We start from the raw sequence: 12,790 nt of genomic DNA, 5'->3' as shown, positions 1-12,790 counted from the left end.
CCCCGTTCTGTTGTGCGAGGGAGATGCCCTCGGTGGCATCCCGTCAAAGCCGAATTGAGCAAGTCCAGAGCTTGGCTCCGGAGGTCCTGCGGCCCCCGGGCCTCAGGTCCCCGGGCCTCAGGTCCCCGGGCCTCAGCTGCAGGAGGAGGAGCTGGAGCAGCTCGACGAGGAACCGGAGCAGCTCGACGAGGAGCAGGACGAGCTCGAACACGAGGAGGCGGAGCAGGAGGAGGACGCCGAGGACGACGAACAGGAGGTGGACGAGGAGGAGGAGGAGGAGGAGGCCGGTCCCGTCGAACCCGCCCACCAGCTGCTGCCGCCGCCGCCCGACCCGCGCGAGGCGTCCCGCAGCCCCCACACGAGGATCGCCAGCCCGATCGCGATCACGAGCGCGATCCCGAAGAGGAAGAATGTGATGGTCATGCCAGGGCGATCCCCGTTCCGCCCCCGCGCCAAAGCGCACTTGAGCAACTCCAGAGCTTGGCTCCAGGATGGCGGCATGACACGACCGCTGCTCAACCGCCGCCTCGCCGAGTTCGGGACGACGATCTTCGCCGAGATGTCCGCGCTCGCCGCCAGGACCGGGTCGATCAACCTCGGTCAGGGCTTCCCCGACACCGACGGCCCCGAGGAGATCCGCGAGGCCGCGATCCGCGCGCTGCGGGACGGCCGGGGCAACCAGTACCCGCCCGGCCCCGGCGTCCCCGAGCTGCGGTCGGCGATCGCCGACCACCAGCTGGAGCGCTACGGCCTCGGGTACGACCCGGACACGGAGGTGCTCGTCACCGCGGGCGCCACCGAGGCGATCGCGGCGGCGCTGCTCGCCCTGGTCGAGCCGGGCGACGAGGTGATCGCCCTGGAGCCGTACTACGACTCGTACGCCGCCTGCGTCGCGATGGCCGGCGGGACCAGGGTCCCCGTCACCCTGCGCCCCCAGGCGGGCACACCCGGCGACACCGCCGGCGGGCGCTACGTCCTCGACCTCGACGAGCTGCGGGCCGCCGTCACCGACCGGACCCGGCTGATCCTCCTCAACACCCCGCACAACCCGACCGGCACCGTCCTCACCCGCGCCGAGCTGACCGCCGTCGCCGAGCTCGCGGTCGAGCGGGACCTGCTCGTCGTCACCGACGAGGTGTACGAGCACCTGGTCTTCGACGGCGCCGCGCATCTGCCGATCGCGAGCCTGCCCGGGATGCGGGAGCGCACGGTGAGCATCGGCTCGGCCGGCAAGACGTTCTCGTTCACCGGCTGGAAGGTCGGCTGGATCACCGCGAGCCCCGAGCTGACCGCCGCGGTCCGCTCGGCCAAGCAGTTCCTGACGTATGTGTCCTCCGGCCCGTTCCAGTACGCGATCGCCGAGGCGCTCCGCCTCCCGGCCGCGTACTTCGACGGGCTCCGCGCCGATCTCGAAGCCAAGCGGGACCTGCTGAGCGAGGGCCTCGCGCAGGCGGGCTTCGCCGTCTACCGACCGGCCGGCACCTACTTCGTCACCACGGACATCCGCCCGCTCGGCGCCGAGGACGGCTTCGCCTTCTGCCGCTCGCTGCCGGAGCGCGCCGGTGTCGTCGCCATCCCCAACGCCGTCTTCTACGACGACCGCGAGGCCGGCGCCCCCTTCGTCCGCTTCGCCTTCTGCAAGAAGACCGAGGTCCTGGAGGAGGCCGTCTCCCGCCTCAAGCGCCTGGCCTGAGGCGCCCGCCGCGTCCGGCCGGTCCGAGGCACCCGCCGCGTCCGGCCGGCCCGAGGCCGCGTCCCGGCGCGGTCACGACGAGAGCCCGGCCGGGGACCGCGATCCAGATGATCACGGCCCCGGCCGGGCTCTCGTACCGCGCTGCTACGGGGAGGGCTTACGCCTCCTCGTCACCCGCGGCCTTGTCCTCCGGGGACTCCAGGCCGAACTGCTCCACGACCCACTTGTCGAACTCGATGGAGGCGCGGACCCAGCTGACCGTGGAGGACACGAAGTGCTCCAGGGCGACGCCGGTGCCGATCAGCATCTGGGCCTCACCGATGAGGCGGAGGGTGGCGGAGCCGTCCTCCTCCTCGTGCAGGTGCGTGTAGACCTTGGGCCACAGGGTGCGGCGGTTCCAGTCGTCGATCGCGTCGAGAACCTTGGCGCGGTCGTCGGCGGAGTGCGGACGGTCGTAGAACGTCCGCACCGAGAAGACCTGCTGCTCGCCCTCGCCGCGGAACATGAAGTACGTGCGGAATTCCTCCCACGGCGCCGCGAGGTCACCCTCGTCGTCGACGACGTACTTCAGCTCCATCTGCTCGAGGAGCTGCTTGACGAGGTCCTGGTCGGGGACGACGGGGCCCGCCGGTCCTGCGGCCTGAGGCTGGGGCTGGCCCCCGAAATTCGGAATCGAGGACGGGTCGATGCTCACCGTGTATTTCCCTTCGTACGGATGCTCGCCATCCTCCCCCATCGCGGGCGGTTCGTGGCAAGCCCCACCTCCCGCGATCCGCTGCGGGCTGACAAGATCTGGTCCTCATGGGGGAGAAAACGGGGAAGAAGACCGGACCGGCGAAGCCGCGGGCGTGGACCTGGGTGTGGGTCTCCGTGGCGGTGACCGTGTTCTGCGGCGGTCCCGCGGCCGTGCTGGCCTGGGGCGCGATGGCCTGGAGCGAGATCGGTGAATCGAAGCAGGTGGACTGCTCCGAGGTGATGACCTTCGCCCGGGGAAGCCTCCCGGTGAGCGCCGAGGACGCCCGCTGCACGGCGGCCCACTGGCAGGAGACCCAGGCCGAGGCCGAGTTCCGGATGCCGCGCGACGAGGTCGGGGGGTGGCTGGATGCGACCTACCCGGCCGGGAAGCCCGCGTTCTCCTGCGAGCAGGACCGGTGCGTGGACGTGTCGTTCGACGAAGCGCTGTACGTGCACGTGCGGGTCACGTACGAGGACGGCGGCACCGCCCTCGTACGTGTCCGGGCCTTCGACACCTGAGCTAGCGCGCCGGCCCCACGACTAGACCGTCCTCGACACGGTCCACCCGGACCGTGTCGCCGTCCCGGACCTCGCCCGCGAGGATCTCCTTGGCGAGCCGGTCGCCGATCGCCGTCTGGATCAGACGGCGCAGCGGCCGGGCGCCGTACGCGGGGTCGTTGCCCTCCTCGGCGAGCCACTCCAGGGCCTCCGGGGTGACGTCCAGGGTGAGCCGCCGCTCGGCGAGCCGCTTGGCGAGCCGGTCGATCTGGAGGCTGGCGATCCGGCCCAGCTCGGCCCGGTCCAGGGCGGAGAAGACGACGAGGTCGTCGAGCCGGTTGAGGAACTCCGGCTTGAAGCTCGCCCTGACGACGTCCATGACCTGCTGCTTCTTGACGTCCTCCGAGGTCAGCGGGTCGACGAGGTACTGGCTGCCCAGGTTCGAGGTGAGGATCAGGATGGTGTTGCGGAAGTCCACCGTCCGTCCCTGCCCGTCGGTGAGCCGCCCGTCGTCCAGGACCTGGAGCAGGACGTCGAAGACCTCCGGGTGCGCCTTCTCCACCTCGTCGAGCAGGACCACGCTGTACGGGCGGCGGCGGACCGCCTCCGTGAGCTGGCCGCCCTCCTCGTAGCCGACGTAGCCGGGAGGCGCGCCGACCAGCCGGGCGACGCTGTGCTTCTCGCCGTACTCCGACATGTCGATGCGGATCATGGCCCGCTCGTCGTCGAAGAGGAAGTCGGCGAGCGCCTTCGCCAGCTCGGTCTTGCCGACGCCCGTGGGGCCGAGGAAGAGGAAGGAGCCCGTGGGCCGGTCGGGGTCGGCGATGCCCGCGCGGGTGCGGCGCACGGCGTCGGAGACGGCCTGGACGGCCTCGGACTGGCCGATCAGCCGCCGGCCGAGCTCGTCCTCCATGCGCAGCAGCTTCTGCGTCTCGCCCTCCAGGAGGCGCCCGGCGGGGATGCCGGTCCAGGCGCCGACCACGTCCGCGATGTCGTCGGGGCCGACCTCCTCCTTGACCATGGCGCTCTTCGCGTCGGCGGCCTTGCTGGACTCCTGCTGGGCCTCGGCCTCGGAGGCCTCCTCCAGCTCCCGCTCCAGGGCCGGGATCTCGCCGTAGAGCAGCTTGGAGGCGGTGTCGAAGTCGCCGTCGCGCTGGGCGCGCTCGGCGCGGCCGCGGGTCTCGTCGAGACGCTCCTTCAGCTCGCCGACCCGGTTGAGGGACTGCTTCTCCTTCTCCCAGCGGGCGGTGAGGCCGCGGAGCTCCTCCTCGCGGTCGGCGAGGTCGCGCCGGAGCTTCTCCAGGCGCTGCTTGCTCGCCGCGTCCGTCTCGTTCTTCAGGGCCAGCTCCTCCATGCGGAGCCGGTCCACGGAGCGCTGGAGCTCGTCGATCTCGACGGGCGAGGAGTCGATCTCCATACGGAGCCGGGAGGCGGCCTCGTCGACGAGGTCGATGGCCTTGTCGGGCAGGAAGCGGGAGGTGATGTACCGGTCGGAGAGCGTCGCGGCGGCCACCAGCGCGGAGTCGTTGATCTGCACCTTGTGGTGGGCCTCGTACCGGCCCTTGAGGCCGCGGAGGATCGCGATGGTGTCCTCGACGGTCGGCTCGGCGACCAGGACCTGCTGGAAGCGGCGCTCCAGGGCGGGGTCCTTCTCGATCCGCTCGCGGTACTCGTCGAGGGTGGTCGCGCCGACCATCCGCAGCTCGCCGCGGGCCAGCATGGGCTTGAGCATGTTGCCCGCGTCCATGGAGGAGTCGCCGCCGGCGCCCGCGCCGACGACCGTGTGCAGCTCGTCGATGAAGGTGATGATCTGGCCGTCGCTCGCCTTGATCTCGGAGAGGACGGTCTTCAGGCGCTCCTCGAACTCGCCGCGGTACTTGGCTCCGGCGATCATCGCGCCGAGGTCGAGCGAGACCAGCCGCTTGTTCTTCAGCGACTCGGGCACGTCGCCCTTCACGATCCGCTGGGCGAGGCCCTCGACGACGGCGGTCTTGCCGACACCGGGCTCACCGATGAGGACCGGGTTGTTCTTGGTGCGGCGGGACAGCACCTGCACGACGCGGCGGATCTCGTGGTCGCGGCCGATGACCGGGTCCAGCTTGCCCTCGCGCGCGGCGGCGGTGAAGTCCGTACCGAACTTCTCCAGCGCCTTGTACTGCCCCTCCGGGTCGGGTGTGGTCACCCGGCGTCCTCCCCTGCTCTTCTCGAAGGCGTCGAGCAGCTTCGATGCGCTCGCGCCCTGCCCTTCGAGGATCTCACCGGCCGGGCCGCCCTTGGCCGCGATCCCGATGAGGAGGTGCTCGGTGGACAGGTAGTCGTCGCCGAGCTCCTTGGCCCGCCGGTCGGCGTCGGCGATGACCGCGAGGAAGTCGCGGGTGGGCTGCGGGGGCGCGACCGTGGACCCGGTGACGCTCGGCAGGGCGGCGAGCAGCCGCTCGGCGCCGGAGCGCACGACCGCCTGGTCGGCCTCGACGGCGGCGAGCAGATCGGTGATGTTCTCGTTGTCCTGACCGGTGAGCAGCGCCAGCACAAGATGTGCGGGGGTCAGGTCGGCGTGCCCCTCGGACACGGCGCGGCTGCTCGCCGCGTTGATGGCGTCCCGGCTCCGGTTGGTCAGTTCGGCGTCCACGTGCGGTGCTCCTCCTCGGCTTTCGTGGGTCCTCTCCCTTTATGACCCTTCCAGAGTACACAAAGTTGAGTCGATCCCGCTCAAGGTATCGAGGGGGGTCCCGCCCCGGGTAGTTTCCGTGCATGGCGACCGACCCGAAGAACCCCTCCGACTCGTACCTCGGCTTCTGGCGCGAGTACCACATGAGCACCCTGACCACCCCGCGCCCGGACGGCACCCCGCACGTCGTGGCGGTGGGCGTCACGTACGACCCCGAGAACGGGTACGCGCGGGTCATCACCAACAAGCACAGCCGGAAGGTCGCCAACGTCCTGGCGGCGGGCACGGACGGCGCGCGGGTCGCGGTCTGCCAGGTCGACAAGGGGCGCTGGGCCACCCTGGAGGGCGTCGCGCGCATCCGTACGGAGGCGGAGGTCGTCGCGGACGCGGTCGCCCGCTACGCGGACCGCTACGGGCGCACGCCGGCGCCGAACCCGGACCGGGTCGTCATCGAGATCACCCTCACCCGGGCGATGGGCCGCGCCTGATCCCGTACGGGAAGTCCGCGGCCGGTCCCGTACGGGAAGAGCCCGGCCCGATCCCGTACGGGCGACGCGAAAGCGCCCGCGCGGGAAACGCACGGGCGCAGCACAGCGACGCCATCGCGTTTCAGGTCCGCGATGGCGTCGCTGTGTGGGGGAAGTGCTTGAGCGATCTACAACGACGGGGGAATCGCTCAGGCACTGCGGGGGGTGGCGGTGATGGTCTCGGGTTCGATCAGCTGGTGGTCACGCTGGTCGAGATTGACGAAGATCATGCCGTACCGGATGGCACAGCGGATGGGCTGTGGGGCGCCGCGGGGACGGCGGAGGCAGCGGTAGGCGCGGACGTCCTCGTCCTGCTCCCGTGCCACCACGATCGGCTCTCCGAAGAGGGTGACCTTCAGCGCGTCGCCACGGTGGGGGATGGCCGTGGCGAGGTCGACGAAATGCCATCCGGATCGGTAGGCCGAAGCCATCTCCCGGCGGAACCTGGGGTCGTCCGGCGGCACGGTCACGCGCCCGCGCCCTTGGGAGCGATTTCCCAGGAGGGCTCGTAGGGAGACGCGAGCACGACATCCGCGGGAGTGCTCTCCCACGAAGGCTCACCCGGTCCCGCCCACAGGGAGTGCGCCGGAGCGATCTCCCACGAGGGCTCGCCCGGCCCTGCCACGGAATGCGCCGGGGTGCTCTCCCACGAGGGCTCGCCGACGGCGAGTGCGCCGAGAGCAGCCGCCGCAACGGCTATGGCGCTAAGTGCACGAACCATCCTGGTCATGGCCGATCTCCACCTCTTTTGATCACTACCTCCCCCCCGCGAGTAAGACGATGGCTCACTCACGACCCTTTTCACCAGCCAAGCCGGGCATCATGTTCCTGTAATTCATGACCCTGAGGGGGGTGCAAATGAGGCGAGAATGCGACGAGTCCGGTCATAAGCACAGTCACGGTGAACTATGCGACGTGGGCAAGGAGCTCTATGCGAGTGCCCTCCGCACCGGCCGAATAGCTCGCGCCGACGCCGAAGCGGCCCCCTGCCTGAGGGAACTCTCCCTCCTGCACCCGGACCCGGACGACAGCGAATGCCTGCGTCCCGTGGCGCCCTCCATCGCCCTCAACCAGCTCGTGCACCCCATCGAGCAGGAGATACAGGTCCGCCGCCAGCACGCGATAGCCCTCGCGGACGCTTTCGAGCCGTTCATGGCCATCCACACGCAGGATCCCTCCGGCGGCCAGGCGATCACCGTCCTCGAAGGCCTCAGCGCCATCAACGCCACGCTGGACCGCGTGATCAACGAGTGCACCGTGGAGCTCCTCACCATCCAGCCCGGCAGCGGCCGCAGACCCGAGACCCTCGAAGCCGCCCTGCGCCGCATGGAACCGCTCCTCGACCGCGGTGTCCGGATGCGCACGCTCTACCAGCACACGGCCCGGCACCATCCGGCCACCCTCGCCTACGTCGAACGCGTCGCCCCCTACGGGCTCGAACTGCGCACCCTCGAGGAGATCGTCGACCGGCTGATCATCGTCGACCGCAAGGTCGCCTTCGTGCCCGCGCGCAGCGACCGCCAGGTCGCCCTCGAACTCCGCCACGAAGGCCTCGTCCAGTACCTCGTCGGCGTCTTCGACCAGTTCTGGCTGCACGGCGTGCCCTGGGAGGAGGAGATCCCCTACAGCCCCTCCGTGGACGGCATCGGCGGCGTCCAGCGCTCCATCGCCAAACTCCTCGTCGAGGGCCATGTCGACGAGGCCATCGCCCGCCGCCTCGGCATGAACGTACGGACCTGCCGCGCCCACATCGCCAAGCTCGCCGCCACCCTCGGCAGCGGCAGCCGGGCCCAGCTCGGCTACCTGATCGCGCAGTCGGGCATTCTCGAGGGAGACAACTGACCGGCGGCGAACGGGACGAGCGACCACCGTGTACGTGCAGATCGACCTCGACGGGCCCGCGGGGACCCTCCGGGTCTCCGGGTACGAACTGCCCACCGTGGAGCTCGTACGAGCCCCCGGGACCCGCCCCGACACCCACACCCCGATAGGGACCCGCAAGCCCGCGCTGCTCGCGCTCACCGTCGACGGGGAACCCGCCGCCCTCAGACCCGCCCGCGCACGGCTCCTGCGCCGCTCCTACCGGGTGGACGTCCGCGTCGACGGGATCCGCTACCGCCTCGTGCCGTCCTCGCACCTGGACAGCCGGCTCACCCGGAACGGGCGACGGCTCGGCACCCTGGAGTCCGCGGGGGACGGCCGGGTGGACGCCGACTGGGCCGTGGCGCCGACCCCGCTCGACCGGGCCGTCGGCACCGCCCTCGCCGCCGCGTTCGGCACGGGCGCCGCGCCCTGGTGGGAGACCGTCGGCGACATCGTGGCCGAACTCGTCCCGTGACCCCGGGTACGACGAAGCCCCCTCCACACACCGTGGAGGGGGCCGCTCGCCGTTCGGGGACTGCTCGCCGGGACTAATCGCCGCGCTTGGGACCCGGGCGCCAGACCACCAGCGCGCTCGCCTGCTGCACGTCCTGGTACGGCACCAGGTCACGCCGGTACGAGGCGTGCACCTGGGCCTCGCGCTGCCGCATCGCCGCCGCCGCGCCGTCGACGGCCGCCGACAGCTCCGCGATCCGGCTCTGCAGGGCCGCGACCTGGTTCTCCAGTTCGATGATGCGCTTGATCCCGGCCAGATTGATGCCCTCGTCCTGCGACAGCTGCTGCACCTGACGGAGCAGCTCGATGTCACGGGCCGAGTAGCGCCGGCCACGACCCGCCGTGCGGTCCGGGGAGACCAGACCGAGACGGTCGTACTGACGGAGGGTCTGCGGATGCAGACCGGAGAGCTGGGCCGCCACCGAGATGACGTACACCGGCGACTCGTCGGTCAGTTCGTACGGATTGCGTCGGCGCCCGTCCACCGGGTCACGCTCCCTTCGCGGCCTGGAACAGCTCCGCCCGCGGATCCTCGGAGGCGGTCGCCTCGCGATAGGTCTCCAGGGCGTCACGTGCCTTGTCGTCCAGCTCCTTCGGCACCGCGACCTCGACCGTCACGAGGAGGTCGCCGCGGGTGCCGTCCTTGCGGACCGCGCCCTTGCCCCGGGCGCGCATGGTCCGGCCGTTCGGAGTGCCCGCGGGCAGCTTGAGCGTGACCGCGGGGCCGCCGAGGGTCGGCACCTTGATCTCGCCGCCGAGCGCCGCCTCCGTGAAGGAGACCGGCACCGTGACGGTGAGGTTGTCGTCCTTGCGGCCGAAGACCGGGTGGACGTCGACGTGCACGACGACGTACAGATCGCCGTGCTGCCCGCCGCGCTCGCCCGGCGCCCCCTTGCCGCGCAGCCGGATCCGCTGCCCGTCGGAGACACCCGCCGGGATGCGGACCTGCATGGTGCGGGAGGACTTGGCACGGCCGCTGCCCTTGCAGACCTCGCAGGGGTTCTCGGCGATGAGGCCGCGGCCCTTGCAGTCCACGCACGGGTCGGTGAGCGAGAAGCCGCCGCCGCTGCCGCGCGAGACCTGTCCGGTGCCGACGCAGGTCGGGCACACCCGGGGGGTGCCGTTCTTGTCGCCGGTGCCCGAACACGCCGTGCACGGCTGCTGGCTGGACATCCGCAGCGGTACGGTCGCGCCCTCGATGGCCTCGGTGAAGCTGAGCGTCACCTCGGACTCGATGTCCTGACCGCGCCGCGGCTGGGTACGGGTGCCCGCACCGGCTCCGCGGTTGAACAGGCCGCCGAACACGTCCCCGATGCCGCCGCCACCGCCGCCGAAGCCGCCGGCCGCGCCGCCGCCCTGGGCGCCTCCGAAGAGGTCGCCCAGGTCGAAGTTGAACGAGCCGCCGCCCCCGGGACCGCCGGCCCTGAAGCCGCCGTTCCCGAAGAGGGCGCGGGCGTCGTCGTACTCCTTGCGCTTCTTGGGGTCACCGAGGATGTCGTTGGCCTCGGAGATCTCCTTGAAGCGCTCCTCGGCCTTGGTGTCACCCTTGTTGGCGTCCGGGTGGTTCTCGCGGGCGAGCTTCCGGTACGCCTTCTTGATCTCGGCCTCGGTGGCGTCCTTGGGGACGCCGAGAACCTTGTAGTAGTCCTTCTCGACGAAGTCCTTCGTGCTCATCGACGTCCCTCCTTCCGGACTGCTCCGGTGATCTTCGCGCTACCCCTCCTCGGGGGCACCGCTCTCCTCGTCAGCGGACGACGTCGCGTCGTCCTTGGCCGGAGCCGCGCCCGGCTGGGGCTCGGCGACGGCCACACGGGCGGGCCTGATGGTCCGCTCGCCGATCCGGTACCCCGGCTGCAGGATCGCCACGCAGGTCGTCTCGGTGACGTCCGGCGCGTACGAGTGCATCAGGGCCTCGTGGATCGTCGGGTCGAAGGGCTCGCCCTCCTTGCCGAACTGCTGCAGACCCATCTTGGCGACGATGGTCTCCGTCGATTCGGCGACCGACTTGAAGCCGCCCACGAGCTCGCCGTGGTCCCGGGCCCGGCCGATGTCGTCGAGCACGGGAAGGAGCTCGGTCAGGAGGCTCGCGACGGCGATCTCCTTGACCGTGACCCGGTCCCGCTCCACGCGGCGGCGGTAGTTCTGGTACTCGGCCTGGAGCCGCTGGAGGTCCGCGGTGCGCTCCTCGAGCGCCTTACGGGCCTGGTCCAGCTGCGCCAGCAGGGCTACGTCCGTAGCGTCCCCGGCCGGGGCCGCCCCCTCCGCCTTCTCGGCGGACGCGGCGGCCTCGGTCTCCTCGGGCGTGCCGTCGGCGGGGACTTCGGGCTTCTCCTCGAAGCCCGGGGTCTCCTCCGACATCAGGCAGCGCCGCCCTTCGGCTTGTCCTCGTCGACGATCTCGGCGTCGACGACGTCGTCGTCGGCCTGGGCCTGCTGGCCACCGGCGTCGCCGCCCGCGGCCTGCGCGCCCTGGGCGTCGGCGTAGAGCGCCTGGCCGAGCTTCTGGGAGACGGCCGCGACCTTCTCGGTGGCGGTGCGGATCTCCGCGGTGTCCTCGCCCTTGAGCTTCTCCTTCAGCTCGACGAGCGAGGCCTCGACCTCGGCCTTGACGTCACCGGGGACCTTGTCCTCGTTGTCCTTGAGGAACTTCTCCGTCTGGTAGACGAGCTGCTCGCCCTGGTTGCGGGACTCGGCGGCCTCGCGGCGACGGTGGTCCTCGTCCGCGTACTGCTCGGCCTCCTGGCGCATCCGGTCGACCTCGTCCTTCGGCAGCGAGGAGCCGCCGGTGACGGTCATCTTCTGCTCCTTGCCCGTGCCGAGGTCCTTCGCGGTCACGTGCATGATGCCGTTGGCGTCGATGTCGAAGGCGACCTCGATCTGCGGGACACCACGCGGGGCCGGCGGCAGACCGGTCAGCTCGAACATGCCGAGCTTCTTGTTGTACGCCGCGATCTCGCGCTCGCCCTGGTAGACCTGGATCTGCACGGACGGCTGGTTGTCCTCGGCCGTCGTGAAGATCTCGGACCGCTTGGTCGGGATCGTGGTGTTGCGCTCGATGAGCTTGGTCATGATCCCTCCCTTGGTCTCGATACCGAGGGACAGCGGGGTCACGTCGAGGAGCAGGACGTCCTTGACCTCACCCTTGAGGACACCGGCCTGGAGCGCGGCGCCGATGGCGACGACCTCGTCCGGGTTGACGCCCTTGTTGGCGTCCTGACCGCCGGTCAGCTCCTTGACGAGCTCGGCGACGGCCGGCATGCGGGTCGAGCCACCGACGAGAACGACGTGGTCGATCTCGGAGAGGTTGATGCCCGCGTCCTTGATGACGTTGTGGAACGGCACCTTGCAGCGGTCGAGCAGGTCCGAGGTGAGCTGCTGGAACTGGGCGCGCGTGAGCTTCTCGTCCAGGTGCAGCGGGCCCTCGGCGGAGGCCGTGATGTACGGCAGGTTGATCGAGGTCTCGGTCGAGGACGACAGCTCGATCTTCGCCTTCTCCGCGGCCTCGCGGAGACGCTGGAGAGCCATCTTGTCCTTGGCCAGGTCCACGCCGTGGCCGTTCTGGAACTGCGTCACCAGGTAGTCGACGACGCGCTGGTCCCAGTCGTCGCCACCGAGGTGGTTGTCACCGTTGGTGGCCTTCACCTCGACGACGCCGTCGCCGATCTCCAGGAGGGACACGTCGAAGGTGCCGCCACCGAGGTCGAAGACGAGGATCGTCTGGTCGTCCTTGTCGAGGCCGTAGGCCAGGGCGGCCGCGGTCGGCTCGTTGACGATGCGCAGGACGTTGAGGCCCGCGATCTCACCGGCCTCCTTGGTGGCCTGGCGCTCGGAGTCGTTGAAGTACGCCGGGACGGTGATGACCGCGTCGACGACCTTCTCGCCCAGGTACGCCTCGGCGTCGCGCTTCAGCTTCTGCAGGATGAAGGCGCTCATCTGCTGCGGGTTGAAGTTCTTGCCGTCGATCTCGATCTTCCAGTCGGTGCCCATGTGGCGCTTGACCGACCGGATGGTCCTGTCGACGTTGGTGACGGCCTGACGCTTGGCCACCTCGCCGACGAGCACCTCGCCGTTCTTCGCGAAGGCGACGACGGACGGCGTGGTCCTGGCGCCCTCGGCGTTGGTGATGACGGTGGGCTCGCCGCCTTCGAGAACGCTGACGACGGAGTTAGTCGTGCCCAGGTCGATGCCGACCGCACGTGCCATTTCAATTCCTCCAGCTGACGTACTTGAGTGGATCTGACTCAAGGATGCATGACGACGTGGACTGCGTCAACAGACCTGAGTGGAGGGGGCT

13 protein-coding genes are annotated in these 12,790 nt (G+C 70.4%); 5 read left to right on the top strand and 8 right to left on the bottom strand.

The window, feature by feature from the left end:
• Positions 1-43: 43 nt before the first annotated feature.
• On the bottom strand, positions 44-358 hold the full coding sequence (locus tag ACH4MY_RS07295; RefSeq protein WP_397998737.1) for a hypothetical protein: 315 nt from the start codon (positions 356-358) through the stop codon (positions 44-46).
• Positions 359-499: 141 nt separating this feature from the next.
• Here ACH4MY_RS07295 and ACH4MY_RS07290 point away from each other — a divergent pair, with 141 nt between their 5' ends.
• Positions 500-1,693 carry a pyridoxal phosphate-dependent aminotransferase gene (locus ACH4MY_RS07290; RefSeq protein ID WP_397998734.1) on the top strand — a complete coding sequence of 398 codons (1,194 nt, stop codon included), beginning with the start codon at positions 500-502 and terminating at the stop codon, positions 1,691-1,693.
• Between the two features lie 157 nt (positions 1,694-1,850).
• Here ACH4MY_RS07290 and ACH4MY_RS07285 read toward each other — a convergent pair whose 3' ends face one another.
• The gene (locus ACH4MY_RS07285) at positions 1,851-2,387 is read right to left on the bottom strand and encodes a YbjN domain-containing protein (protein WP_397998732.1); all 537 of its coding nucleotides are present in this window, start codon (positions 2,385-2,387) and stop codon (positions 1,851-1,853) included.
• A gap of 107 nt (positions 2,388-2,494) precedes the next feature.
• On the opposite strand from ACH4MY_RS07285, the gene ACH4MY_RS07280 reads away from it, so the two are divergent.
• Positions 2,495-2,947, top strand: a complete 453-nt coding sequence (locus tag ACH4MY_RS07280) for a hypothetical protein (RefSeq protein ID WP_397998731.1) — start codon at positions 2,495-2,497, stop codon at positions 2,945-2,947.
• 1 nt (position 2,948) lies between these two features.
• Here the strand turns inward: ACH4MY_RS07280 and clpB are convergent, their stop codons facing one another.
• Positions 2,949-5,555 (bottom strand): ATP-dependent chaperone ClpB, encoded by a 2,607-nt coding sequence (gene clpB / locus ACH4MY_RS07275; protein WP_397998729.1) that lies wholly within the window; start codon positions 5,553-5,555, stop codon positions 2,949-2,951.
• Positions 5,556-5,677: 122 nt separating this feature from the next.
• Between clpB and ACH4MY_RS07270 the strand changes: the two genes are divergently transcribed.
• Positions 5,678-6,082: a pyridoxamine 5'-phosphate oxidase family protein gene (locus tag ACH4MY_RS07270; protein WP_397998726.1), complete on the top strand. Its 405-nt coding sequence runs from the start codon at positions 5,678-5,680 to the stop codon at positions 6,080-6,082.
• 188 nt (positions 6,083-6,270) lie between these two features.
• On the opposite strand, the gene ACH4MY_RS07265 is transcribed toward ACH4MY_RS07270, so the two are convergent.
• Positions 6,271-6,591: a (2Fe-2S)-binding protein gene (locus ACH4MY_RS07265; protein ID WP_041662570.1), complete on the bottom strand. Its 321-nt coding sequence runs from the start codon at positions 6,589-6,591 to the stop codon at positions 6,271-6,273.
• 367 nt (positions 6,592-6,958) lie between these two features.
• Here ACH4MY_RS07265 and ACH4MY_RS07260 point away from each other — a divergent pair, with 367 nt between their 5' ends.
• On the top strand, positions 6,959-7,963 hold the full coding sequence (locus ACH4MY_RS07260; protein WP_397998722.1) for a helix-turn-helix transcriptional regulator: 1,005 nt from the start codon (positions 6,959-6,961) through the stop codon (positions 7,961-7,963).
• Between the two features lie 28 nt (positions 7,964-7,991).
• Positions 7,992-8,459: a hypothetical protein gene (locus ACH4MY_RS07255; protein ID WP_397998720.1), complete on the top strand. Its 468-nt coding sequence runs from the start codon at positions 7,992-7,994 to the stop codon at positions 8,457-8,459.
• A gap of 73 nt (positions 8,460-8,532) precedes the next feature.
• Here ACH4MY_RS07255 and ACH4MY_RS07250 read toward each other — a convergent pair whose 3' ends face one another.
• Genes ACH4MY_RS07250 through dnaK form a run of 4 tightly spaced genes read right to left on the bottom strand, consistent with a single transcriptional unit; the run spans position 8,533 to position 12,699 of the window.
• A complete protein-coding gene (locus tag ACH4MY_RS07250) occupies positions 8,533-8,982 on the bottom strand; it encodes a heat shock protein transcriptional repressor HspR (RefSeq protein WP_397998717.1) in 450 nt (149 codons plus the stop codon).
• A 4-nt stretch (positions 8,983-8,986) separates the two neighbouring features.
• Positions 8,987-10,171, bottom strand: coding sequence for a molecular chaperone DnaJ (gene dnaJ, locus ACH4MY_RS07245; protein ID WP_397998715.1), 1,185 nt, complete (start codon positions 10,169-10,171; stop codon positions 8,987-8,989).
• Positions 10,172-10,210: 39 nt separating this feature from the next.
• Positions 10,211-10,855, bottom strand: coding sequence for a nucleotide exchange factor GrpE (gene grpE, locus ACH4MY_RS07240; RefSeq protein ID WP_397998712.1), 645 nt, complete (start codon positions 10,853-10,855; stop codon positions 10,211-10,213).
• Positions 10,855-12,699, bottom strand: a complete 1,845-nt coding sequence (gene dnaK, locus ACH4MY_RS07235; protein WP_397998709.1) for a molecular chaperone DnaK — start codon at positions 12,697-12,699, stop codon at positions 10,855-10,857. Before dnaK ends, grpE begins: the two co-directional genes overlap by 1 nt.
• Between the last annotated feature and the right edge of the window lie 91 nt (positions 12,700-12,790).

The organism is Streptomyces sp. NPDC017246, from assembly GCF_044331325.1.
GTDB lineage: Bacteria > Actinomycetota > Actinomycetes > Streptomycetales > Streptomycetaceae > Streptomyces.
Note: the sequence above shows the minus strand (reverse complement) of the source record. Positions and strands in the feature narration are given on the sequence as shown.

Coding starts and splice junctions, on each gene's coding strand:
- dnaJ (WP_397998715.1), bottom strand. CDS start 10,171: ATGAGCACGAAGGACTTCGTCGAGAAGGACTACTACAAGGTTCTCGGC.
- grpE (WP_397998712.1), bottom strand. CDS start 10,855: ATGTCGGAGGAGACCCCGGGCTTCGAGGAGAAGCCCGAAGTCCCCGCC.
- ACH4MY_RS07280 (WP_397998731.1), top strand. CDS start 2,495: ATGGGGGAGAAAACGGGGAAGAAGACCGGACCGGCGAAGCCGCGGGCG.
- ACH4MY_RS07260 (WP_397998722.1), top strand. CDS start 6,959: ATGACCCTGAGGGGGGTGCAAATGAGGCGAGAATGCGACGAGTCCGGT.
- ACH4MY_RS07290 (WP_397998734.1), top strand. CDS start 500: ATGACACGACCGCTGCTCAACCGCCGCCTCGCCGAGTTCGGGACGACG.
- ACH4MY_RS07270 (WP_397998726.1), top strand. CDS start 5,678: ATGGCGACCGACCCGAAGAACCCCTCCGACTCGTACCTCGGCTTCTGG.
- dnaK (WP_397998709.1), bottom strand. CDS start 12,699: ATGGCACGTGCGGTCGGCATCGACCTGGGCACGACTAACTCCGTCGTC.